The organism is Pelomonas cellulosilytica, from assembly GCF_021353265.1.
GTDB classification, from domain to species: Bacteria; Pseudomonadota; Gammaproteobacteria; order Burkholderiales; family Burkholderiaceae_C; genus Pelomonas; species Pelomonas cellulosilytica.
This window is the reverse complement of the sequence record NZ_JAJTWU010000004.1, coordinates 63,170-86,354: the sequence shown is the minus strand read 5'-3', so window position 1 is coordinate 86,354 and position 23,185 is coordinate 63,170. Positions and strand designations below refer to the sequence as shown.

The window sequence follows — 23,185 nt, the reverse complement described above, 5'->3', positions numbered from 1 at the left end:
CAGCGGCATGATCACCTCATCTCCGCTCGTTCCGCAAAGTTGCGGGACCGGCAAGCCATGTTGCTCTGCTTCTGGTGGGTGAACATCCCCAAGACTGTGGTCGCGCGCCAGGCCCGGCGCTTTGGTCTGTGCCGAGGCTGCCGTCCATCCCTGCCTCAGTGCCGCACAGCGAAGGCCTGTCTCGGCTCTCGCAGGTACGCGCCCACAACGAGCAGCGAGCTTGTCGCGAAGAAATAGCGAATGTCGGTGCAGCCATTGCCGCCCGTATCGACAGCGCCCACTGCTCATCGTCAGTGCATTAGTGCTGAGCTGCGCACGCAGGAATCCGCGGACAGCGGCGAAATGGCGCGCGCCAGTGGGAGCGGCGTGACGTCGATCAGCGTGAAGTGCCATCCCAGTGGGCCAGCCGCGGGCCCAGTCTCCTTGCGTCATCTCGCTTGATGATGTGCTCGAGCCAGTCCTCTTCACAATCTACCCAACGCAGATCCTGCGCACGGTCGGCACATCTCTCAACGTCACGAAAGCGAGTCATGCCATGGCAAAGGAATGGTTGAATGTGTTCATCGACCAGGCAGGAGCTTCTCAGGCCACTCAGTGGATCACGGCGAAAGACATCGCCCAGCTACAGGGTCGGACGGTTCGAATTCACGAATCAGATCGAAGCGGTGCCGTCACGATGTCCGCGCAGGGACTGGCTTCCTACGGAGACGCGGAGGTCTACCTCAAGATCAACTTACAGAACGGCGGATTCAGATATTTGTCTGCTCCATTGCATACGTCCATCGAGGTGCCGGGTGTGCAATCCCTGGAACTGACGATTGTCTTTCTGACCGGTCCTGCGGGCACGCCATATCGTGCACTCGTCAATGCGCACTGCGTGTACGAATTGATCTAAGGGCAGTGTGATCGCGCCTTCCTCGGTAGTCGGACCTGCAAAATTCCGAATCGCGAGTTCAAGCGACTGCGACGAGGTCGTTGGACAACCGGCGCACTGGCCTCGGGAGCGCGATTGCTCTGTGTGCACCGTGCGGCGGTGTATCCGGGCCGCGCAAGCTGGCCGCCAAGCAGGTGAGCTGTTTGGCGCATAGGGCCATCAGGGCCAAAAAACATGCTTCAGCCCACTGGCCTTGAACTGGCGCAGCAGCGCCCGCATCAGCCAACGGATGTTGAAGCCCGCCGCGCACAGCACCGCGTGCAGCGCGTCCCCTTCGCTGCCCTTGAGTCAGCAGCGCTGCATGCCGTGGTCCTGCTTGGTGTGGCCGATCAACGGCTCAATCGCCTGGCGCCGCTTGAGCCAGCGCTTTCGCTCCGTGCTCAGGGACTTGTGCTTGCCGCGGTGGATCAGTGCCACTGGGGCGATGTCCTGATCCACGCCGCGATAGCCCAGATCGACGACCGCGACCTTCGGCGTCACGCCGATGTCTTGCAGCAGCGTGCCGGTCTGCTCCAGTTGGGCGGTCAGCGTGTGGCCGTCGAACGGGTTGCCGGGGAAAGACCTGGCCCCCACCATCAGCCCGCTCTTGTGTGTGACTGCCAGGCTGACCTTGCCGCCGAACTCGTAGGGCTTGCGCGCCTTGCCCTTGCCGATGCACTCGACTTCCGGCGCGTGCAGCGCGTGGAGCTTGTTCTTGTCGCTGGGGCGTTGGGCGTGAATGCGCTCGGCGCGCTGCAGCCAGACGTCGAGCTGCGCCTGCGCAGCCTGGGACAGCGTCGGCATCTTGCGCCGCACTTCGCGCAGCAGCACGCCGAGGATGGTGCGCTGGCGGCGCAGCCGCTTGAACTGCTTGGCATGGGCATAGCCGCCGGCCCTGCGGCGCAGCGTGCGGCCTTCGCGCTGGTGTGTCAGCTTGAGCTTCAAGCCAGCTCGCTGGGCCAGCCGCACGATCTTCTCCCGGCTCACCTCCAGCAGGCGGCTGTCGGTCGGGTGGGCGATGGCCTTCTCCTGCACGGTGGAGTCCACGATCACGCGCTCGAACTCGGCGGGCTTGACGGCCTTGATCGCCAGCGCGGTCTCGATGGTGGTCTTGAGCAACTGCTCGACGCCGGCCTCGCCCAGCACGCGCCGAAAGCGCCCGATCTGCGTGGCATCGCACGGCAGCTTAGGCTGGTAGTAGTCCATGCCGCTGAACAGCTGATCGCGGTAGGGACGCCCATTGCTGAGCGCCCCCCGCACAGATCCGAGCATGCGCAATTCACGCACTCGGCTCCCACCTCGGGTGTTTGACGGCAAATCGCTTTTCAGGCCAAGGATGAAGGATTCGGGGTTGAGGCAGCCATTCGTCCGCGATGCGCGTCATTCGCTTCCAGTTCACATGCGACTTCTGGCTGCGCCTGCCCAGCACGCGCCGCCATGCCACCGCAACTCGGAACCGGAACTGCGCCAACGAACGGATGTTGGTCGGCACCGCGTGGTAGGCGTAGTAGCCCTGGGCATCGTCCGTCGTGAAGCGGCCTTGCAAGCTGCTGACATCGGCCTGCGCGGCGCTGGTTGCCAGTGCGCAGGCGCCGGCCAATGCGTGGAAGCAGAAATTTCGTGGATGCATGGTCGGTGGTCTGCTTGATGGAGTGCCAGGACGCGGTGTCGCGTGACCGAATCTCGTCGGCCCAGGTCACGATGGAGGACACCTGACGCCGTTGATGGCATCACGCCTGCGGCCGCGCCTTCGTGCGCTGCCCGAACCAGCCACGCTGCGTTCCTGCCAATCCCAGCAGCGCCAGACCGACGAGTGCCCAGCTGCCAGGTTCGGGCACTGAGCTCGCAGGCGCTTCGGAGAAGCTCAATTCATTGATGTTCGTGTAGCCGCTGCGCATCTGCAGGCGGAAACGCTCGATGACACTCTCGCCTACCAACGCCGACAGGTTGTAGTGACCAGAACCGCTGGAGTCGAACTGGCCGAGCAGCACGCCGCCGATGCCGAAGATCGTGACTTTTTTTTCCGCGGCCCCGCCAGCCAACCTGTTGAGGTAAGACACCGCCGTGGCGCCTCCCAGGCTGCTGAAGTCGAAATCGAGATACTCCGTACCGTCCAAACAATTGAAGGGCGCGCAGTAGCCGCCCACGACACCCAAGCCGTTAAATTGAAGCACGCTGACCGTAGAGGAGCCGGTGACTGATACGCCGCCGAGCGTGACGGCCGACGCGGTATAGGTGCCGGCGTCGTCGTACCTCACCGTCGCGGCCATGGCGGCGTTCAAACTGAACGCACTGAGACTGAGGGCGATCAAGCAGCGCATCTTGACGGGGGCTTTGAGCATGGGAATGACCTGGGGTTGGGTGTTTGACATCGCGTCTGTTTCGGACGCGAGCCCGTAAAGGTTCCTGCCTGCCGCTGGCTCGCGATCCCTTGGAGAGGTAAGTGGTCGCCCCACAGTCGGTGGCACAGTCCCGTGAGTGTCGATTTCCGCCGACCCGCTGCGGCACGACGTATTGCGACGTATTGCGACGGCGCTGTCGCAATCGCGCACAGAGCTGGCGCACTGGCGCCCCCCCAGCGCCGACGGCACGCCCTGACCGGCCCTTTGCCGTCCGCATCGTGGATGACGACACCGAACCTCGCCGTCTGTTGACGCACCTGCTGAGCCAGCAAAGACTGCTGACGAATCGCCGCAGTTCGCCATGGCACCGCTCAAGATCAATCCGACGGCGGTCAGGCCGATACCCCAGTCCCATGAGTCGGTCTGCCTCTCCAACCGCGCCATGGGCCAGCGATGACGCGGCCGACCACGCGGCGCCAGCTGTCAGCGGCTGACCGGCAACTCCACCATGGCACAGTGTCCCGAGGCTGCGTTCACCTCGAACTGCAGCCGGCCGCGCAGGCGGGTGACGATCTGGTGAATGATCGTCAGCCCGAGGCCGAAACCAGGCAAATGGCGGCTGGCATCGCCGCGGGCAAAGGCTTCGATCAGCCGTTCTGCGCCACCTGCGGGCAATCCTGGCCCGGCGTCAGCCACCGTCAGCTGCACTTGGTCGCCGTGGAGTGCAAGCCGCACCCGCACCGGCAGCGCGCCGTGTTTCAGCGCGTTGTCCACCAAGTTCACCACGAGCCGCTCCAGCAGCAGGCCGCTGGCGTTGTACATCAGCAGGCGCTCCGGCACTTGCGCCACCAGTTCACCCGGCGGGCGGCCGAAGCCGGCCACTGCCTGACTCACCACGTCGGCGGCATTCACCGTCTCGTCCAGTGCCTGCGTGCCAGCGCGCACGAATTCCAGGAAGCTGGCGATCAGGCGGTCAGCCACATCCACGTTGCGCGTGACGGCAGCCACATCGTCGGCGGTCTGAGGGGTGTCCGGCAGCATCTCGGCGGCCAGCCGGATGCGCGCCAGCGGGCTGCGCAAATCATGCGACACGCCGGCCAGCAGCAGCGCACGCTCGCGCTCGTTGCGCTCCAGCTTGCCGGCCAAGTCGCTGTACGCCCGCTCCATGGCCCGCAGCTCCGGCGGCGGCGGCCAGGGATCGTCAGCGGCCAGCGGCGTCAGGGTCGCCCCCGCCTGGGCGCTGCTGACCATGCGGTCGTGCAGGCGGGCCAGAGGCCGCGTCACGCGGCGCACAAACCTGCGGCTGATCGCCACAATCAGCAGCAGCATGGCAAGCAGACCCGCGCTCATGCGGATGCTCCACCCCGGCAACAACATGTTGCCAGATGCGCTGAGCCAGAAGGGCGCACCGCCGTCCACCTGCATCAGCGAGGTGTAGGTCAGGCCGCTGCTGCCCCACTGCACATAAACCGTGCCAAGGGTAATGCCCAGCGGCGCCAAGGCATCACGCAGTGCGCGCACGCCGGGTGCCCAGTTGGCGGGCACCCTGAGCCCGGAAGGCGGACCGGCCTCACGGCGCATGCCCTCGGTCAGGCCGTACGCCTGCATTCGCGCGGTGCCAACCGGCATGGCGGCGATCTGCCGAACGACCGGCGCCCACAGGATGGCATGCGGCTGGGCCAGCAGCACCGTGCGCTCGGCCGTCAGCAACAAGCCGAAGATCAACGCGGCCACCGCCACCAGCACGCCCTGCATCAGCAGCATCCGCGTGAACAGCGAATCGGGCCAGAACCGGCGAAGCATGACCCAACGCTCAGCGGCCCGTATTGGCCGTACTGCCGGGATCACTCGCCACGCGCGGCACGAAGGCGTAGCCCTCACCGCGCACGGTCTCGATCCAATCGCTGCCGCCCGACAGGCTGGCCAGGCGCCGGCGCAGGCGGCCCACCTGCACGTCCACCGTGCGGTCCAGCGGCCTGTAGGCGCCGGCCTGGACCGCATTGCTGAGCGCTTCGCGCGACACCGCGTGACCTGGCACCCGCGACAACTCGACCAGCAGCTTGAACTCAATGCTGGTGAGGGGCACCACCACGCCAGCCACGCTGACCTCGCGGCGCACCAGGTCAATGGCCAGCGGGCCGAAGCTGGTGGACGACGCAGCAGCCGGTTTCACCCGCCGGCGTAGTAAGGCCCGGAGCCGGGCCACCAATTCGCGCTTCTCGAAGGGTTTGGAAAGGTAGTCGTCGGCACCCAGCTCCAGACCCAGAATGCGGTCAATCGGATCGCCTCGTGCCGTCAGCATCAGTATCCCGAGCGACGGGTTGGCAGCATGCCAGCGGCGGCACAGGTCCATGCCGCTGGCGTCGGGCAGCATCACGTCGAGCAGCACCACATCAGGCTGGTCCAGCAGGAGAGCCTGCTCGCCGGCGGCGCCGCTGGTCGCTTTGGTCACGGCCCAACCCTCGGCAGCCAGCAGCCGCGTGACCATGGCCGAGAGCTCGATGTCGTCGTCGACGATGAGGATGGCAGGAACCGGGGGCAGGGAAGACATGGCGCGATCGCGTGCGAAGGGCTTATTGATCGCGCTCAGATTAGCATCGGCCGGGACCGGTGGAACACTTGAATGAGCGTGGCGGACCTGGGCCGCCGAGAGGGCCTCCGCTCGGTCACCTTCGACAAACGGCGCGCCAAGTTAGCCGGCACGGAGACCAGCAATGCCAAGCGGCTGGGGGACCTCGGGACCGAGAACAACCGGCTCAACAAGCTGATGGCGGAGGCAGTGCTGGACAACGAGGCGCTGAAGGCGGCCTTCGGCGCAAAGAGCTGAGCCCGCCGGCGAAGCGGCGCGCGGTGGGCGAAATGCTGAAGGCGACTCCGATCAGCGAACGGCGCGCTTGCGCCTTGGTTGGGCTGTCGCGTGACAGCTGGCGCAACCCGCCCCAGCGTGCTCAACACGACCAGGCGACGAGCCAGCCTTCGTTGAAGTTGCAACTGAACGTTGAAGTCGCAACGTGACTCAGCCGATGTCGACCTGGTCCCAGACTTCGTCGCCGACAACCTCTTCGATGGACGCAAACTGCGCATGCTCACCGTCGTGGACCTATACACCCGGGAGTGCCTGGCCATCGACGTCGGCCAGAGCTTGAAGGGAGAAGACGTCGTCCGCGCCCTGACCGGTATCGCCGCGCACCGCGGCCTGCCGCAAACCATCAAGACCGACAACGGCAGCGAGTTCATCTCCAAGGCGATGGACAAGTGGGCCTACGAGCGCGGCGTCGAGTTGGACTTCAGCCGGCCTGGCCGGCCGACTGACAACGCTACCGTCGAACGCTTCAACGGGCGGCTGCGCCAGGAGTGCCTGAACGAGCACTGGTTCTTGTCACTGGACGATGCACGGGCCAAGATCGAGGCTTGGCGACGAGACTACAACGAGAACCGTCCCCACTCAGCGCTGGAGTGGTCCACGCCAGCCGAATTCGCCCGCCGCAGCCGCCTGCAGGCGGCTGCGGCGAAGTCAGAGGAGCCGGAAAGTTCTACTTCCGAGCGGTACTGAATCGGGTGCAGGGTCAGTGCGCATCCGCCCTCCTTTACCCCCATTCACCCGTGAGACCGCGTTCCAGAAGATTCGTCTGGCCGAAGACGGTTGGAACAGTCGCAATACCACACGCATCGTGCTCGCGCACAGCCCTGACACTCTCTGGCGCAATCGCGCAGAGTTTCCTCGGGGCCGCGCCGAGGCGCAGGCACTGCTGGAGCGCAAGTGGGCACGGGAGCTGGACTACCGCTTGATCAAGGATCTTTGGGCCTTCGACGGCAACCGCATCGCGGTGAGGTTTGTGTACGAGTGGCACGACGACGCCGGCAACTGGTTTCGCAGCCACTGCAATGAGAACTGGGAGTTCGACGAACAGGGGTTGAGGACGCATCGCCACGCGAGCATCAACGACCAGTCGATCAAGGCCGAAGACCGAAAGTTCGAATGGCCGCTAGGCCGACGCCCGGACGACCATCCAGGGCTCACGGACATGGGGCTTTGAGGCGACTGGCCGGAGCGGTCATTCGCGGTGTTCCGCTCCTGGCATGAGCCGGGCTTTCCATGATTTGGCCGGAAGCTGACTTTGCCGCGAGGCTGCCCCGCACAAGCGAAGGTCTACGGCTATTGCGACAAGACTGTCGTCAAACGCCATGAAACGTAGCAAAAAAGCGCTGCAGTGGCTGGCAACATTCGAACTCTTGCGTTGCAGAGCCCGTCTAGCGCTTCCGCGCAATGCTGGGTTTGAGCGCTGTTTTCACCATTCGCCGGGCCCGCTGCGCCGCAACCGGCGCCAGGGCTGCCCCTCCATCGCCGGCTAGCGCTGGTTAAATCAGGATCGCCTCATGTTGTCCCGTTCCCTCACCCCCCGTCGCCAGCTCGCCGCCACTGCAGTGGCGCTGGCCGCAATGTTCAGTGCCAACTCAGCGTACGCCTGCAAGTGGTACGACGTGCCTTGCAAGACCAGGAAGGCGGCCGAGGCAGCCGCTGCTGCCGCCAAACGCGCTGCAGAGGCTGCTGCTGCAGCCGCTGCTGAAGCCGCCCGACGCGCCGAGGAAGAGGCCAAGCGCGCCGCTGCGGCTGCACGCGCCGCAGCCACAGCAGCGCTATCCGACAGCGACTACAAAGTGCTGGTCAACCAGGCTCGCAGCACTTACAGCAGCTCGGCGGGCGCTGTACTGAAGACTTATCAGCAAAGTGTCGACGCGCTGGCCAAGTTGGCACAAGAGCTGTTGGAGCAATTGCTGCGTGCTGCCGGCAAGGCTGCCGTGGCCGGCAATCAGCCGGCCTTGCGTAACTTGGTGAGCAACATCCGCGGGCTTGATGCCGACGGCCAGGGCCGGCTCAACGCTGTCACCCGTGCCATCGCCTCAGGCAAGATCACTGCGCAGGTGCGTGACGACATGATTGCCTTGGCAGTGAAGCTGGGCTTTCTGCGCAACAACAACGGCCGGCTGGAGCCCGGCGCCAGCATTCCGGGCAGCCTAGTGCGCTCCAACTTCGGTGTTTGCGTGGGAGCAAATGGTGGCTACATCGCCGCTGGCGTGGAAGAGACTTGGTGCTTGGCCATGAACCTCTACCAAGAAAACGGTCAGTTCACCCTGGGTCTGGTGGAGCAACTGGGGGGCTCCATCGGGCCGCAGGCTGGAGCTAGCGCAACTGTGGGTATCAGCTGGAGCCCGGGCGCGGTGCAAGAGTCCGATGGAGGCTCCATCGGCTTTGGTTTGGAAGCTGATGGTGGTGTGGGCGCCGCGATGGGGATGTCCTGGAACCCCGATCCCTCGCAGTGGAATTCCATCCCTTCCTTCAATGTAGCTGTGGCCACAGGGGCCAGTGCCTCGGCTGCCATTACCGGCGGCGGCACCATACTGATAAGCACGTTCCGGTTCTGAACGAACTTGCCGGCCGGACTCGCCTGCGCCAGCTGTTGACAGCGTATACACGGCGCCCAAGTGGCGCCGTTTTTTGCTTCAACTAGTCTTACTGTGTCAATAAAATCAAGGCATTATGAGGACTTCTTGATTCTTTAGTTGAGGATCGATGAACGTCGCAGACCGCTTCGAGGAGTACCTGGAGCATTTGGCTTCGGGGCTGGGACACGCCGGCCGCCACGAGGGGCTTCGTGGCTATTGCACGGGACTGATGTTGCCGCTGGCTCGCAAGAGCGTTGAACCCATGGTGGCGCGTGTGGACCCGGTTCACGCCAGTGCGCGACATCAATCGCTACATCCGGCGCGCGTCAAGCAACTTGTTGCCTCGGCTATGCAGCCAATGGCTGACTATCCTTGCTGGGCCGGATCGCAGCGACGACAGTGTCGCGCTCTGGGTTGAGCGTGACCACCTCGATATGCGACCAGTCGCGTGTGTTGCCTGACCAGCGCGCCGGATTGCGCTGGCGGGCCTCGAGATACACGTCGTGCCGGGCCGCGAGGATCGCGACGTCCGTGCCGTCGTGGCGCTGCGCCGGGCTCACGTAGCGAATGCCGCTGTGGCGGTGATCGTGGTTGTACCAATGCACGAACTCACGTGCCCATTCGCGCGCGGCGCCGAGGTCGGCGAAGCCCTTGTCCGGGAACTCCGGCCGGTATTTGGCCGTGCGGAACAACGACTCCACGAAGGCGTTGTCATCGCTCACGCGAGGACGGGAGTACGAGGGCTTCACGCCCAGCCACCACAGCATCGCCAGCACCGTGGTGGCCTTGAGCGTGGCGCCGTTGTCGCCGTGCAGGACGGGCCTATCGTCGCGCGGCAGGGCGTGGATGGCCGAAGCGGTCGCCGGCTGCGCCGCCCATCAACAGCAGCGCGCTCAAGGGCAGCAGGTAGCCGCTGACGATCCACGACAGGCTGATCTCCTGAGACGGAAAACTGAGCGCGACGGCCGGCAGGCCCACGTTTACGACAGAGCCGTCGATGAACGCCAGGCCCGACGCCAGCACGGTCGTCGCCAGCACCATGTGCGGATGTTGGGTGGGGCCCGAGCCGGGTTCCGCAGGCGCCGACTGCGCCACGCCCCGGTCGCAGGAAGGAAGCATGGCGGCACTCATGCGGGCAAGCTCGGCTGCGACATCAAACGACGCCCACGATCTTCATGCGTCCGGCAATCAGTCAGTGAGCTTTAGCTCAACTTGAAAGCCAGGCAACCAAGTACCGCCGGAGCACGGTGAAATCGACGAAATCATCGAAAGCGCTGCACATCGCCCATCACACGATCCGTTGCCACCAACGCGGCTCCGGCAGACAGCACCATCGCAGCGTCGTTCATGGCGCGCCTGTGGTGAGCGTGGCCTGCAGGCTGATCTCGGCGACGGAGGCGAGTGCCTTGGACAGCGGGCAGTCACGTTTGGCAGCCTGGGCGATTTCCTGGAACTTGGCTTCGTCGATCCCCGGCACGTCGGCATTCAGCGTGAGCGCGATCCGGTCGATGACGAAGCCTTCGCCTTGGGGCGACAGGCGAACGCGGGCTTGTGCGTCGATCTTCTCGGTGGCAAAGCCTGCCTTGTCGCAAGCAAAGGAGAAGGCCATCGTGAAGCACGCAGCGTGCGCGGCAGCCAGGATTTCCTCCGGGTTCGTGCCGCGGCGGTCGTCTTCGAACCGACTGGCGAAGCCATAGGGGTAGCGCTCCAAGGCACCGGTCTCGGTGCTGATCTCACCCTTCCCCTTCTTGCCCGAGCCCTCCCAATGAATGCTGGCGGTTTTCTCGGTCATGGCAGATCCTTTCAGGGCATTGTTCAGAGTGGCATGGGGCATCGTCAGCCCAACATTGAATATCAATGCCATCGTCGCTTGTTGCCGTCGGACAGGGACGGCGATTGCCCTGCCAGGTTGTCCTACGGTGCTGACCTCGCCTGTGCTTGCGCTGAGAACGTGCCGAGGTTGACCGCCTCGAAGGCGAGAGCGGGCAGAGCCGCTGTCAGCTGGTGGACCCGCCGCTGACGGAGCTCCAGCTCATGCGATGAGCGCTACTGATCGCCGCGTGCCGCGCATCGTCTTCGCCATGCACGTAGATGCTGGTCGTCGACAGATCGCTGTGGCCGAGCGTGTCGCGGACGTGGCTGAGATTGACCCCGGCGTTGGCCAAGCTGGTGCCGGCGGTATGCCGCAGCCAATGTGATGTCGCCGCTCGCAGTCGGTCAGCTTGAGCCTCGCCCCGGCCATCGGTCAGCCATCGATTGGCGGCGTGATCGAAGACCTCCTTGACGATCCCATGCACGGCAGACCGCGTCATTGGCTCGGGCCAGTGCGGCGCATGATGCTTCGAGCGCCGCCAGGCCACGGGGAAGAGCAGGGGGGAGGGCTCGCCCGGGGCCGGCAGGTCGCTCAGCTCCAGCGACCGGCGGTAGGCCATGAGTTCGACCATCAACTCGGCCGTCGCGGGCACCAGCCGCTCCTTGTCGCCCTTGCCCAACGCCTGCAGCCACCAGCGCTGCTCCCCGCTTTGGGCGTCGGATCGCATGAAGAAGTCGCCCATGCCATTGCCGACAACCTCGGAGATGCGCAGCCCGCCGAGGAAAAACAAGCTGAACAGCCACCGGGCGCGCGCGTAGACCGCTCGCTGGGGTGGAGTCTCCTGTGGGAGTGCAAGGATGGACTCTCGCACCGCGGTCCAGAGATCGGCTTCGAGAAACCGGGTCACGCGGGGTTGAGGCGCCTTGCGGCGCCGCTTGGCCAGCGCCAACGGGTTGCCCGCCAGGTAGCCGGCCCCAACGAGCCACGACAGCAGCGAGTTCAGCAGCGTCATCGACTGGCGGATGCTGGCCTCCGACAAGGGCCCGGCGAACGCCCGCCACGCCGGATCGCGCCGGCCAGCCTTGCGCCCGGGCGCCATCACCCAGCGCTCGGCCGGCTGCGGATCTGCCAGGAAGCGGCGGTAGATCAGCAGGTCTTCATGCGTCAGCGAGGACAGCGGCTTTCCGCGCTCGGTGAGCGCCCACAGGACCACCCGTTCGGCCTCGCGCCGCGCGTTGGCCAGCGTGTTGGGGCTGTCTGCGTAGCGCGCCAGCCACGCCAGCCGTGTACGGCGGGGCTTCAAATCGCTGCTTACCGAAGGTTAGCGGCAGTGGTGCTCGCGGGACAAGAGTGCGTGTCGCAAACCAGCAGCTACGCTTACCTGGACCCGTGCCGACCTCATTGCGAGCACCGGTCAGCGCCCTTGGCGAGCGGTTGCCCGCCGACATGGAGCCCGGGAAGTAGGTTGCGACTTCACCGTTAAGTCGCAGCTTCGACGTCACGCCCTAGATCAGTTGAGGTGCGTTCACGTTTCTGAGCTGCACAAGGACGAGGTCGCGAAATCTTGTGGCCGAGCCGCTAGCCATGAGCGGCGAGGTGAGCGTGAAGGAATTCATGGCCGGTTGCCACGCACCCTTGAAGTCCGGAGCCAGTTATCGTTCACGGGAATGCGTGTCAGCGCGACGTCGTAGTTCAGCGCGCGCAACGTGCGGGTCACGTTCTTGAGGGTGACCTTTGAGAAGAAGGGCAGCTCCGCTGGCAACGTCTTGTTGGTCACAATCGCATAGATAACGCTGTACTGCCTGGCGTCAGGCCGCGCTTGAGGGTCGGCAAGCCGGCTTGCGGCCGGCAGCTTCGCGTTCAGGCGCTCACGGAATTGCTCGTCCTTGACGAAGGTTTCTGCCGCAACATGTCCCTGAGCAAACAGATGGCTGAGGGTGCTCGAGCTCCGCTAGACCTTCACGTGAATCAGCGTCCTGTGGTCCTTCAAAAGGTCGCAGAACTCGATCTTGTCGTATGCGCCGCCGAGCCGGATGGTGTTCGCATCCAGGTTGTAGTAGCTGGCATCCATCGCCGCCACATGGTCGTTGTACTCGCCTTCATTGGCGTGCTGAAACTCTGGCAGCGCCAGATCCCGAATCGGTAGCGTGCGAAGTGACTCGTCGACCTGAGCGGCGAAAGAGGGCTTCACTTTGAGCCAGTTGCCGTTCCTGAGGACGTAGGTGGCATCGTCCTCGCCAATTTCGGCGTTCAGGCACCGGTAGGCATGCCACATTTTTAATGACTGGTGGTTGGCATCTACCAAGTGGACCCAGTGCCTACGCAGGCTGACGACACATAAGGACTCGCCGGCAGCGTGGAGGTAGGCCGTCAGATGATTTAGGTCCAACGTTGGATGCATGGGGGTTCTCGGGCGCAGGTCGAATTGGTAGCCGGCCACCTGCTCCCAGTCCACGATTTCAGGTTCCCCCATCCAAAGCATGGCCCCATTGGGCTGGGCCAGCATGTCGTCGAGCACCATGTCGAGCAGTTGCAAGAAGTCAGGGTCGCGTACGCGCTGCACGTTGTCCACCCAGTCGAACGCGGCCAGCAGGGGCGCCCGATAGCGGGCCAGAACATGCGCCAGCAGCGAGGGCAGGTCGTCGGCCTGCAACGCCAACAGCACCGTCAACGCGTCCCGCCCAGTGACCCGAGGTCCGAGCCGCGGATCCTGCGATTGTCCCGTGATGGCATACAGCACCTCCGATTCGCCGTCGACATCCAGGTCGAAGATGTCCACGCCACGGGAGCTCTGGTTCCTGGAAACGAGCGGTCGGTGCGTGTAGGTGGCCTTGTCAAGCGCACGCAGCTCGTTCGGGTTGACGGAGTTGAGCGTGACGCGCAGACCAAAGTCGCGCTCGACGGCGTCCTGCTGCACCAGGTGCCGCCCCATCCCGAACGACAGCAGGAAGGTGGCGTCGGCGGCGCGATAAATCAACACGGCGCCGACGCTGTTCGGCCGGCCGAAAGTGCCATCTGGAACCTCGGGGAGGGCGGTGAACAACCGGGTCCATGGTGGCTGCTGACGGACAAATTCGGTCTTCACGTAGAGCCGCGCCGCACCTTCACCAATGTCAAGGTCGATGGGTGGATCGGCCTTGTCCAGATTGACCAGTTCAGGATCCGGCAGATCCTTGTTCTTGATCAGGTAGATGGACAGGCTCAACACCTTGGGCTTTGTTGCCACGCTTCCTCCCCGGCGAGTTGATCCCGCTCGTGAAGCAAATTACTGTTCCGGCAGCCACCGGGTGTTGACGGCTCGCAATTCTGGTCCGCTAGGCCGATGTTGACGCGAAACAGCGCGTCATCAAGGTCCTAGCAGAACGAATAGCGAGGCGACACAAATCACCCCTACGGTAAATGCGCGTCCTTCCCAGGCTACAGCGCGACCGAGGGGTGTTTTTCGATCCTTTTCGGATGCCAAGAATCTCCAACTTTTCCGACGCGGTCACAGAAAAGTCCAACTTTCCAGACGTCCCTCAACAAGTTGTATACCGTAGAACGCCGTTTATGCCACTTTGCGATCCGTAGGGCGACGTTGCGCCAAAAAACCGACAAAAAGCGCTTGAAGCTAGCTGCCGCTTCTGTTATGACTGAGGGTCAGTAACAACCGGAGGCACACGCATGCGACGCGCGCCCTAGAACGACGAAGGGGCCGACTATTGGCGTAGTCGGCCCCTTCTGAGAGCGAAATCCAGTATCCGTCCAGCAGCGGATGAACACCTAAAACACCTCGCTAGGCTAGGCCTCGGAAAGCCGAAAGTCAAGCGTGGCGGGAACGTTCGCGCCTTAGATTTCGCACACGCTCTTGCGTCGCATGGCAAGACCTCCTTGGAGTCAGCGTCATGCAGGTCCCAACCCGCCGCCAATCCGGTCCGGTTCGCACAAGCGCGAATTCAGACCCTCATGTCGTCTTAGAAGTCGACTGCGACATCCTCAGTCAAGCCGGCTCGGTCCCGGGCCTAGCAGCCCCGACGGTGTTCATCCACAACTTCGCCATGAGCGCAATTTGGGTGACTGCCACTTGGCGTGAGCTCAAGACAACTGTCGCCCCCTCTCATGTCCGCCGCTAAGAAGGGCGCTCGCCTTGGCACAGGAATGCGAGGCCAGGTGGAGGAGGCGTACGGCTCCCGTGGCCATCACGTCAGCTCTCTATGGTTGGTCTACAGCTCGAAGGCCGCTTGCGATGTGGCTATACGCAGCGACGTCGAGTACGGCCACTTCCTCAACGCCGAGAGTGATCCAAACATTCAGGCCATCGACTACACGCCCAAGAAGCGCGTCGCAAGCATTGGTGGCGAGGACATCGCCACCATCGTTCACGCCATCGTGACCGTCCGCAGCGGCGCAATCGTTTGGCGTGAAGTCAAGACCAGCGAAGACATGGCACACGGCGCGACTACTCGCGCCAATCTTCAATTGTTGGTTCAGCAAAAGATCGCCGGTTTCGACCAAGTCATCCACGAGGTCTGGACGCCAAAGGAAATCTACGCCCAGCCGCAGCTCATCCAAAACTGGCACCAGGCTGCAGCATGGCTCGCTGCGGCGCGCGAGCACCCCCTCGCGCCCTACTGCGACATCGTCAAGCGCTTTGTCCGCGCCAAGCGCGAAACAACCTTCGAGCAGATCGTCGCGCTTGGCCAGCCTGAGCACGAGGGGCTTCTCGGGGCAGCGGCATTTCGATTGGTGCAGTTCGGCTTTCTCGGCAGCGACCTGGCTAGTCAGCCGCTCACCCGTCTTTCGCGATTCTTCGCACCGGAGGTGTCACTGTGAGCAAACCCGACTGGTACACCTTCAAGACCATGCCTCCCGCCTGGCGCAACCACGAGCTTTGGCCTGCCGTAGACGTATCAGCGCTGGAGCAGGACAAGCAAGCCCGATTCAGCCGCTTGTCGCGGGGGGTGAAGAGCTACCTCTCAGACGGGAAGCTTGGCGCGGCAGCGGGCGATGCCGGAAGTTCCACGTCGGTCCTCCTCCATGTGGTCAACCGATGCATTCGTCCTGGTCCGGATCAAATTGGACGACTAGGCTGGGTAGGGTGCATCGGCGGAGTACGACTGGGCTACAAGCGGACGAAGGAAACCGACGGTACGAAGCCTACGGGCAAGGCCGGCAGCTTCGGCAAGTTCCTGTCTGACCATCCAGATGCCCATGCTCACCTAGACGAACTTATCCGGAAAGGCGGCGGCAAGGGCAGGGTGATAGTGCCCAACCCGAAGGCGCGCGTGGTTGCACGGGTATTCAGTGAGTGGTGCAAATCTCAAGGCGGAATGTCGCAGAACCAATACCCTTTCAATCTTGAGCTCGGGGGTATTCGGTCCATTGAGCGCTACATCAAGCAGTTCATTCAAATGGACCCAAGAGCGAGCTTGGTCTGGCTCGGGAAAGATTACGCACACCATCGCCCCCTTGGCTCAGGCGTGAAGGCGTTTTCGTTGGCAAACGTGCCGGGCGATGTGGTCGCCATGGATTCCTGCCAGAGGGACTGCATCGGGGCGCTAAAGGTGCTTACTCCGAACGGCCCACAAATTGTAGCTGTCCGGCGGATATGGCTCCATATCTGTGTTGATGAGGCGAGCCGGTGCATTCTGGGTTATTCCGTTTGCATCAATGCGCAGATTACCGCTTCAACCGTAACCGATGCACTTAAGTGTCTAGTCAACCCGTGGGCGCCTCGGAAACTAGAATTCAGTGGAGTTAAGTATCTTCCTAATGCTGGACTTCCTGTTGGAACAATCCAGGGATTGACTGGATTTCGCCCCGCCGCCATCAAATGCGATAACGCAATGCAGCATTATGCGAGGGCCTACCTAGAGGACGCGCGGAGAAGGCTTGGCTGTGCTCTGACGTGGGGACCCATTGGCAAGTGGTGGCACAACGCTATCGTCGAACGAGTAATTAACATGCTGCAGCTACACGGCTTTCAGATGCTGCCATCGTCGACTGGATCGAGTCCAACTGACCCTTTAAAGCCCGATTCCGTAGGGCAGGCAATTAATAATTGCATAACAGAGGACGATCTCTTGGACTTCATTGATTCTCTGATTGCAAATCATAATGCATCACCAAAAACGCCGAACGGCGGGGACTCTCCAAACATCCTCCTTAAAAATTCACTGGAGGGATATCGAGGGGTGGGGCCGCTTTTAAGGCCCGCAGTTCCGTCAACCTTGCACTCGCCACCGCTAGGAACGTCAGTGATAACCAAAAAGGTAGGTGGAAGCCTCAAAAAGGGAAGGGTTCGGAACCCATACGTGGAGCTGGATGAATTACGCTACAGCTCGCCCGATTTAATCAAGAGATGGGAATTGCTCGGCAGGAATGTCATCGTTCACGATAACGAAAGCGATATAAGGACGATACGAATTTTTGAAGAAGGTGGGGCTGAGATTGGTTTGCTGAATTGCCTCGACTCGCGTTGGGCGAAAACGAAATGCACTCGACGACTACGAAAGACAATTTGCGCAGCAATTCGAAAAGGCAAGATTTCACCTAGCGCTGCCGACCTCGTCGTGGAGTACGGGCACTACCTAAATGACCGTGCGGTGCAGCATGCATTGAAGACACCTAAGAAGATTTCAGACGACGCTACAAAGCTCGCAGAGCTTGTTCGTCAGACGGGAGTGGTCATAGATGGGCAAGCACCTCGCAAGCGGGAGCAGCTCACTCAACTCCCGCCGCGTCCTGACATGGGAAATCGAGCTCCGCTTGATTGGAACAAGCTCTGACCGTGGATATGCCGAATCAAACAGCGCTTCGCTCGCGGATTAAATTGCGGGAGGCTGCGCTCGCGAATGGCCCCGAAAGAAACCAAATCTATCAAAGTCATCCGCTCATAAAAAAGGAAGCTCGCTTTCCGACAGCCCCAATCGTAGAGGCTTTTCAGGTTGCCGAGCAATCTGTCGTTCATTACGAATCTGGCATCTGTATTCTTGGCAATCCTAGGTCCGGCAAATCGACCGCGATAGAGGCCATCAAGACGCAGTTAAGCCGCACGATGCCGGGGCTGATTGTGTTTGTAGTGGATGCAACTGGTCATGCAACCAGTTCGGAATCCAACTTTTGGACAGACTTTCTGGTGGCCTTCGGCAGGTCCGCCGGGAGCCGGTCCACGGCCGCGAAAGATCGCGGCTTGGTGGTGAATATGATTAAGGGAACGGCGCAACAAGCCGGAGCTGATCGCATCCTTTTAATTATTGACGAGGCTCAAACCTGGGGGTATCAAGATTATGTATATCTCCGCGACCTTTCCAACAGGATGCGTCGATGGGGCATCGCCATGGTGACAATTCTTTTTGGCCACACCGAACTGCTGAAGCTGCGAGAGATTCTATTATCCGAGGGTAAAACGGACTTGATCGGCCGCTTCTTCAACACACCGTATCGTTTCCGCGGCTTGAACAGTCAGGTTGAATTGCTTGAGGTGCTCTCGGCGCTTGACAACCCCGAGGCGGCCGAATACCCACAAGGGAGCGGCATTTGCTACTCGGAGTTCTTTCTTCCGGACGATTGGAAAGCGGGTTGGCGGCTTGCGCAGGAAATTGAGCCATCGTGGATGGCCTTTTCTAAAGTCGCAAAGCGATCCGGCAGACAGCCTAACGACCTCGGAATGAACTGGGTCATGAACGCGATTAAAAACGCAATCTTGACAAAAATGGCGATCCCAGAAGAGAAACGGCCCAACGATTACGACCTCTGGTTGCAGGCGGTCGAAAATTCGGGCTACGAGGCAAGCCTTGTCCTGGCACCGGCATCCCCAGCAGCCGCCAGTTGATTCTGAGCTGCTCGACTACCGGCAGTGGGCTTGGCCACTGGAGGGGCCGTATACGCGCGCTTCAAAGCTATCCCTGCTGAATATCATGAACGCCGCGGATGTCAGTGTCGCTCTCTTCAACCGTCCGTTACTGCAAGCCCATACGCAGCCACTACACGGTCGTAGCCTTTTGGCCGGCCCGCTACTTAGCAAAGATGCGGCTGACCCCGTCATCCGCTCCGTCGGTGCCGCATCTCTCGACAAACTCTGTGGTCGGTGGGCTCACTGGCTCGCATCAGACGCGCGAATCCGTTACTGCCGCGACTGCATGCGTCATGGATTCCAGTCTGTCGTTCACCAACTCGACGGCATTGCTTCTTGTCCGCTCCATGGCACCCCATTAATGGATCGGTGCTCGGGCTGCGGTTCGCCGACCGCCCCGTATGCGGTCACGGAGGCGACTCTGGATATGCCATTCTGCTGCTACGAGTGCAGTCACCCCATTTCCGAGGTCTGGCTGACCCTCAAGCTCTTTCGTTCGAAGGACCTACCGTTCGATGAGCGGCCTTTCGCCGCGATGATGGGCTGGCTCAAGCAGCTTGGAATCCTACAAATCGAATGGCCCGAAATCGCCGCGTGGCATCCTTCCTCCGAAGGTGAACCTGACTCTCCCAGTGCCCGGCGTGCGGTGTTCAGCGTCCTCTCCTCGCTAGTACCCCTTCCCCTCGACCTACCGCGTACCTCCCCGGTGCGTGTTCTTGCTCGCGGCCCCTCAGCCGACCGTTTTCGTCGCCTGCTTCCGGCCTACGACGAAGACGCGCATCAGCAGCTTGGCGCCATCTACAAGTCCATCCGGCGTCACGTTCACCGACGCCTGCGCAAGATTTCGCCAGGCCTCTCCCGGAAAGGGATCGACCTTGACCTCTTCGGATGGGACACCATGGCACCTCTGCCTCAATCACGGGGAAGTCAGTCAGGCGCGCACGCCTGGCTCATCTGGCGCAAGCGATTCGAGCAAGAGTTCTATCTGAGCGGTTCTACGCACAACGACTTCTCGGTGACGAGTCCGCGCCGGTTGCTCCTTCGCCCTGAGGTTCTCAGCTGGCCCGTGGCATGGGCCGCCCGCCCGGCTGAGTGGGGACAGTTTGTTTGGCAGTGTTTCGTTGCCGACCTCGAGAGCGCCCGGGGCTGGTCCCGCGCCATCGAGGCTTTGCCCCCTTTGCCGAGGTACGGCCAGCGCTCCGACGAGCAACAGCGCGCCTGGACGCAGTTCAGCGCCACTTATTCGATGTGGGCACCACGTCTGAACCCTGAAATCCGGCGTTGGCCACGGTCGCTCTCGCAGCTAGCCTGGACAGACGCGACAACCGGCTCAAAGGAGCTCCTCCTCGTCGGACCAGCAACTCAGGTGGACACGCCACATGAAGCAATCCAACCGACCTGACGATCCACCGTACTTCCATGGCCCCTCGACTGATGGGCAAGCCAGCACCACCTTCACCATCGCGCGGTTCGAGGTCATCAAGCCGCCAAGTCAACTGGATGGACGGGAAGGCCTTCACCGCTTCCGCAAGGGTTGCAAGATCGACGTCAACACCGACCTGGACGCTATCCGCATCTGGATCGAAGAGGCGTCCCAAACAGAAGCGACGAGACGCGCGCGTCGCACGCTGGCCGAGCGCTTGCTGAATTGGGCGTACGCCAGCCGCGGCAAGGCCGTCTCCTCGTTCGAACCAACTGACTTCGGCGCGTTCATCGACTTTGTTGCTTCACCCGGTACATCCGACCTTTGGATCACCCCGCGCGGCGGCTTCCGAGATTCAGCGGGCTGGCGCCCCTTCACAGGCCCTTTAGGTCCAGCGTCGATGGAGGCCTCAGCTTCTCACCTTTCAAGCCTTCTTACCTTCCTAACGAAGCAGAAGTACGCCGACCTATATTTCGCCGCTGGCAAGAGGCGTGCTCGCGAGGGCATCGCCGATTCCTCGTCCATTACCTATCAGCGCGACCGCAGGGAGGCACGGACGCAGTCAATACCTGCTGCCGAGTGGGACTGGGTTGTCCGTTGGGTTGATGCCTGCGAACGAGACAACCTCGACCTCACGCCGAAACTCGTCGTTGAGTTGCTGTACTACGGTCAACTAAAGCTCAGCGAGGTCAGCGCGCTATCCAGAAACGTGCTGAAGCTGCCCTTGCAGGCTGGCGGTCCCTGGCGCGCGGAATTTCGGACAAAAAACGGGGCGGCGATTCGAGATATGCGAGAGCTCCGTGGACCCCTCACTGCCACCATCATGAAATGGTTCGGAGATGGCATAACCCCCGCTTGGGAAGCCTTCGAAAGAGGGGAGCCCTTGCTGCATCTCTCCGCAGACTCACTGGCCGGCTTGGTGCGGAAAGTGTTTGATGGAGCCTCAAGCATCGCGGCAGATGCTGGCGAAGTGGCCAGCGCTCAGGGTCTCCGCACAAGGTCGGCAATGTCCCTCAGGCATGCCATGGCACTGCATGTGCAGGGCGAACTCTTTGACCATGGCGCCGCCGTCATGGTTCTCGCGCAGATGACGGACCTCCCGGTCACCGGCGCAGAGGCCACCGAAGCGGCGTTGCGGCGCACTACACCGTGAGCTGGGAAGCCTTCCATGCGTGCGACGACCGTACCGTCGGCAGCGAGAGCGGCCGCGTGGTGCGCGGAACCGTAGATGGGCGCGACTGGCTCTTCGAAAGGGCCGCGCCATCCGCTGAGCGCAGCACCGTCGACGAGTTCTGATGTAGCGAGATGAATGTACCGACGCCTTCTACGACGCCGGAGCCTGAACCGAGGGCATCGCCAAGTCCATCAAGGACCTCGATGTGCTCATCTGTGCGTTGCTGGCCTCACTACCCGCCAGCAGCCCGTGGCAGCGGCAACTGAGGCTTCACCTACTGGACGCCGACCGACTGCTGCAGGTGTGGCGGATGACATCGTCGCAAACAGTAGGTGGCGAGCAGGAAAGGCAGGTGGGGTCTACCCTGTCCCCAACAGCCTGTTCGCGCTGCGCCGCCGGTGCTACAACGAGCGCATACAAAGAAGTGCATAAGGAGGAGTCGCATGAAAGTTGTGCGCCTGAGCATCTCGAACTTCCGCGGCGTCAAGTCCGCAGAGCTGCTGTTCGATGGCCATACATTGATGGTCGGGGCGAACAACATTGGCAAGAGCACCCTATGCGAAGCGCTGGACCTCGTCTTGGGGCCGGATCGGCTCAACCGCTTCCCGCCCATCGACGAGTTCGACTTCTACAACGCGCAGTACCTCGCGCCTGCCGTTAAGGAAGGTGAGGAGCCTCAACCCATCCCGCTTCGGGTAGAGGTTGTTCTCATTGAGCTGAGCGCAGAGCTGGATGCCAAATGCGGCGGAAACATCGAGTTTTGGCACCTTGGCGAGCGGCGTCTGCTCGGCAAGGGTGAGGTTCAGGCTGCAAATCCGCCACACGTCGTCCCCTGCCTGCGTCTCGAGACCATCGGCCGGTACGACGTTGATGAGGACGAGTTCAAGGCTAAAACCTTCTTTTCACGCAGTCCAGATGCGCCAGAAGGGCAGTTGACGCCTCTGCCGAAGCCCATCAAGCGGCAGTTCGGCTTCCTCTACTTGCGCGCATTGCGGACGGGGTCGCGGGCGCTTAGCCTCGAGCGCGGGTCGTTGCTGGACATCATCCTGAGGACAAAAGGTGTCAGAACGACCCTCTGGGAGAAAACCATTTCCAGCCTCCGCGGGCTTGACATCGAAGCCGACGCCAGCGAACTGGCACCGGTGCTGCGCTCCATTGAGAAGCGGTTGGCTAGATACATCCCAATGGCGGCCGCTGGCAACGCCACCAAGCTGTATGTGTCCGAGCTGACGCGAGAGCATCTCCGGAAGACGATCACGTTCTTCCTGGCGGTATCCGCGGACCAGGGGCATGTGCCGTTCGCACACGCCGGGACGGGAACCATCAACACACTGGTGCTGGCGCTTCTTTCGTTCATCGCAGACCTGAAGCCGGAGACGGTCATCTTTGCGATGGAGGAACCCGAGATTGCCGTGCCCCCGCATACGCAACGGAGGATCGCTGACTACCTCCTCACGAAAACTACGCAGGCTTTCGTGACGTCCCATTCGCCCTTTGTTATCGAGCGATTCGAACCCTCGCAAACGCTACTGCTGTCCAGAGCAGATGGTCTGGTGACGTCGAAAAAGGTCTCGGACGCGACGGGGCTGAAGGACAACGAGTTCAAACGCTACGCCCGGTACGGGCTGTCTGAGTGCATGCTTGGAAAGGCCGCAGTAGTGGTCGAGGGGATCACCGAGTTCCACGCATTGCCTGCGGCTGCTCGGCGGATGGAGGAGCATGACGCTACCCTCCAGCCGCTGGACATCGCGGGAGCAGCTTTCTTCAACGCGGATGGGGACGGCAACGGCCCGAAGTTCGGCACCTTCTTCAGGGCGCTTGGCTTGAAGACCATCGCGTTCTACGACGGCAAACCGAATCGGCCCGCGGCTGAAGCGGCGAAGTACGAGGCCAGCTTCGATGTCAGGCTTGAGCATGCCCACAGAGGATTTGAGGACCTGGTATCAAGCGAGATGCCGGCTGAGCGACTCTGGAACTTCTTGACCTTGCTGAAGGAGAGCGGGGAATCGGGCAACGTCGGCATCCCTGCGGAGAAGCCGGACGAGGCAGGCATCCGCGCTACTGCAAAGAAGGCCTTCGCGAGCAACAAAGGTGCTGGCTGGACCGCACGGCTGTTTGAGCTGTGCGAGTACAACGAGTTGCCTCCGACCGTGACGGCGTTTCTGAAGCAGGTTTACGCGATGTTCCCTCCGCCGCCGGAAGTGGAGGAGGAAGGCGAAGCGAACGGCGATCTGTTCTGAC

General features: G+C 62.2%; 17 protein-coding genes and 5 pseudogenes. 12 read left to right on the top strand and 10 right to left on the bottom strand.

The features are described from left to right. Positions 1 to 397 precede the first annotated feature (397 nt). Positions 398 to 895, top strand: coding sequence for a hypothetical protein (locus tag LXT13_RS11505; RefSeq protein ID WP_233372071.1), 498 nt, complete (start codon positions 398 to 400; stop codon positions 893 to 895). Positions 896 to 953: 58 nt separating this feature from the next. Here LXT13_RS11505 and LXT13_RS11500 read toward each other — a convergent pair. The 5 genes and pseudogenes from LXT13_RS11500 to LXT13_RS11480 form a co-directional block, all read right to left on the bottom strand. Beyond that, positions 954 to 2,134, bottom strand: a pseudogene (locus LXT13_RS11500) (IS5 family transposase); the annotation flags it as partial. Between the two features lie 58 nt (positions 2,135 to 2,192). After that, positions 2,193 to 2,513, bottom strand: coding sequence for a reverse transcriptase (locus LXT13_RS11495; protein ID WP_233372070.1), 321 nt, complete (start codon positions 2,511 to 2,513; stop codon positions 2,193 to 2,195). Between the two features lie 130 nt (positions 2,514 to 2,643). Beyond that, positions 2,644 to 3,255, bottom strand: a complete 612-nt coding sequence (locus tag LXT13_RS11490; RefSeq protein ID WP_233372069.1) for a PEP-CTERM sorting domain-containing protein — start codon at positions 3,253 to 3,255, stop codon at positions 2,644 to 2,646. Between the two features lie 483 nt (positions 3,256 to 3,738). After that, the gene (locus LXT13_RS11485; RefSeq protein ID WP_233372068.1) at positions 3,739 to 5,058 is read right to left on the bottom strand and encodes a sensor histidine kinase; all 1,320 of its coding nucleotides are present in this window, start codon (positions 5,056 to 5,058) and stop codon (positions 3,739 to 3,741) included. A gap of 10 nt (positions 5,059 to 5,068) precedes the next feature. Then, entirely contained in the window at positions 5,069 to 5,806 is a 738-nt protein-coding gene (locus LXT13_RS11480; protein WP_233372067.1) for a response regulator transcription factor, read from the bottom strand. 72 nt (positions 5,807 to 5,878) lie between these two features. Here LXT13_RS11480 and LXT13_RS28955 point away from each other — a divergent pair, with 72 nt between their 5' ends. The 5 genes and pseudogenes from LXT13_RS28955 to LXT13_RS11455 all read left to right on the top strand — a co-directional run. Beyond that, the gene (locus LXT13_RS28955; RefSeq protein ID WP_419964665.1) at positions 5,879 to 6,082 is read left to right on the top strand and encodes a hypothetical protein; all 204 of its coding nucleotides are present in this window, start codon (positions 5,879 to 5,881) and stop codon (positions 6,080 to 6,082) included. Between the two features lie 213 nt (positions 6,083 to 6,295). Then, a pseudogene (locus LXT13_RS11470) lies at positions 6,296 to 6,808 on the top strand (IS3 family transposase); the annotation flags it as partial. 16 nt (positions 6,809 to 6,824) lie between these two features. Next, positions 6,825 to 7,292: a nuclear transport factor 2 family protein gene (locus LXT13_RS11465; protein ID WP_233372066.1), complete on the top strand. Its 468-nt coding sequence runs from the start codon at positions 6,825 to 6,827 to the stop codon at positions 7,290 to 7,292. Between the two features lie 340 nt (positions 7,293 to 7,632). Then, a complete protein-coding gene (locus tag LXT13_RS11460; protein ID WP_233372065.1) occupies positions 7,633 to 8,679 on the top strand; it encodes a hypothetical protein in 1,047 nt (348 codons plus the stop codon). Between the two features lie 148 nt (positions 8,680 to 8,827). Beyond that, positions 8,828 to 9,016, top strand: a pseudogene (locus LXT13_RS11455) (transposase); the annotation flags it as partial. Between the two features lie 31 nt (positions 9,017 to 9,047). Here LXT13_RS11455 and LXT13_RS11450 read toward each other — a convergent pair. The 5 genes and pseudogenes from LXT13_RS11450 to LXT13_RS11430 form a co-directional block, all read right to left on the bottom strand. Next, positions 9,048 to 9,518, bottom strand: a pseudogene (locus tag LXT13_RS11450) (transposase); the annotation flags it as partial. Positions 9,519 to 9,522: 4 nt separating this feature from the next. Further along, positions 9,523 to 9,819, bottom strand: a complete 297-nt coding sequence (locus LXT13_RS11445) for a hypothetical protein (protein ID WP_233372064.1) — start codon at positions 9,817 to 9,819, stop codon at positions 9,523 to 9,525. A gap of 226 nt (positions 9,820 to 10,045) precedes the next feature. Beyond that, positions 10,046 to 10,492: an OsmC family protein gene (locus LXT13_RS11440; protein WP_233372063.1), complete on the bottom strand. Its 447-nt coding sequence runs from the start codon at positions 10,490 to 10,492 to the stop codon at positions 10,046 to 10,048. Between the two features lie 205 nt (positions 10,493 to 10,697). After that, on the bottom strand, positions 10,698 to 11,816 hold the full coding sequence (locus LXT13_RS11435) for a tyrosine-type recombinase/integrase (RefSeq protein ID WP_233372062.1): 1,119 nt from the start codon (positions 11,814 to 11,816) through the stop codon (positions 10,698 to 10,700). Positions 11,817 to 12,125: 309 nt separating this feature from the next. After that, positions 12,126 to 13,718, bottom strand: a pseudogene (locus tag LXT13_RS11430) (TIGR04141 family sporadically distributed protein). Between the two features lie 893 nt (positions 13,719 to 14,611). Here LXT13_RS11430 and LXT13_RS11425 point away from each other — a divergent pair. The 6 genes from LXT13_RS11425 (at position 14,612) to LXT13_RS11400 (ending at position 23,184) form a co-directional block, all read left to right on the top strand. Further along, positions 14,612 to 15,325 (top strand): hypothetical protein, encoded by a 714-nt coding sequence (locus LXT13_RS11425; protein ID WP_233372061.1) that lies wholly within the window; start codon positions 14,612 to 14,614, stop codon positions 15,323 to 15,325. After that, on the top strand, positions 15,322 to 17,280 hold the full coding sequence (locus LXT13_RS11420; protein WP_233372060.1) for a hypothetical protein: 1,959 nt from the start codon (positions 15,322 to 15,324) through the stop codon (positions 17,278 to 17,280). The genes LXT13_RS11425 and LXT13_RS11420 overlap by 4 nt, the downstream gene beginning before the upstream one ends. Beyond that, positions 17,265 to 18,326 (top strand): ATP-binding protein, encoded by a 1,062-nt coding sequence (locus LXT13_RS11415; protein ID WP_233372059.1) that lies wholly within the window; start codon positions 17,265 to 17,267, stop codon positions 18,324 to 18,326. Before LXT13_RS11420 ends, LXT13_RS11415 begins: the two co-directional genes overlap by 16 nt. A gap of 448 nt (positions 18,327 to 18,774) precedes the next feature. After that, positions 18,775 to 19,749, top strand: coding sequence for a hypothetical protein (locus LXT13_RS11410; RefSeq protein WP_233372058.1), 975 nt, complete (start codon positions 18,775 to 18,777; stop codon positions 19,747 to 19,749). Further along, complete coding sequence (locus LXT13_RS11405) at positions 19,727 to 20,923, top strand: hypothetical protein (protein WP_233372057.1); 1,197 nt, start codon at positions 19,727 to 19,729, stop codon at positions 20,921 to 20,923. The genes LXT13_RS11410 and LXT13_RS11405 overlap by 23 nt, the downstream gene beginning before the upstream one ends. 464 nt (positions 20,924 to 21,387) lie before the next feature. Continuing rightward, positions 21,388 to 23,184 carry an ATP-dependent nuclease gene (locus tag LXT13_RS11400; RefSeq protein ID WP_233372056.1) on the top strand — a complete coding sequence of 599 codons (1,797 nt, stop codon included), beginning with the start codon at positions 21,388 to 21,390 and terminating at the stop codon, positions 23,182 to 23,184. The last annotated feature ends 1 nt before the right edge of the window (position 23,185 follow it).

Coding starts and splice junctions, on each gene's coding strand:
- LXT13_RS11400 (WP_233372056.1), top strand. CDS start 21,388: ATGAAAGTTGTGCGCCTGAGCATCTCGAACTTCCGCGGCGTCAAGTCC.
- LXT13_RS11485 (WP_233372068.1), bottom strand. CDS start 5,058: ATGCTTCGCCGGTTCTGGCCCGATTCGCTGTTCACGCGGATGCTGCTG.
- LXT13_RS11445 (WP_233372064.1), bottom strand. CDS start 9,819: ATGCTTCCTTCCTGCGACCGGGGCGTGGCGCAGTCGGCGCCTGCGGAA.
- LXT13_RS11480 (WP_233372067.1), bottom strand. CDS start 5,806: ATGTCTTCCCTGCCCCCGGTTCCTGCCATCCTCATCGTCGACGACGAC.
- LXT13_RS11440 (WP_233372063.1), bottom strand. CDS start 10,492: ATGACCGAGAAAACCGCCAGCATTCATTGGGAGGGCTCGGGCAAGAAG.
- LXT13_RS11460 (WP_233372065.1), top strand. CDS start 7,633: ATGTTGTCCCGTTCCCTCACCCCCCGTCGCCAGCTCGCCGCCACTGCA.
- LXT13_RS11490 (WP_233372069.1), bottom strand. CDS start 3,255: ATGCTCAAAGCCCCCGTCAAGATGCGCTGCTTGATCGCCCTCAGTCTC.
- LXT13_RS28955 (WP_419964665.1), top strand. CDS start 5,879: ATGAGCGTGGCGGACCTGGGCCGCCGAGAGGGCCTCCGCTCGGTCACC.
- LXT13_RS11410 (WP_233372058.1), top strand. CDS start 18,775: ATGCCATTCTGCTGCTACGAGTGCAGTCACCCCATTTCCGAGGTCTGG.
- LXT13_RS11405 (WP_233372057.1), top strand. CDS start 19,727: ATGAAGCAATCCAACCGACCTGACGATCCACCGTACTTCCATGGCCCC.
- LXT13_RS11425 (WP_233372061.1), top strand. CDS start 14,612: ATGTCCGCCGCTAAGAAGGGCGCTCGCCTTGGCACAGGAATGCGAGGC.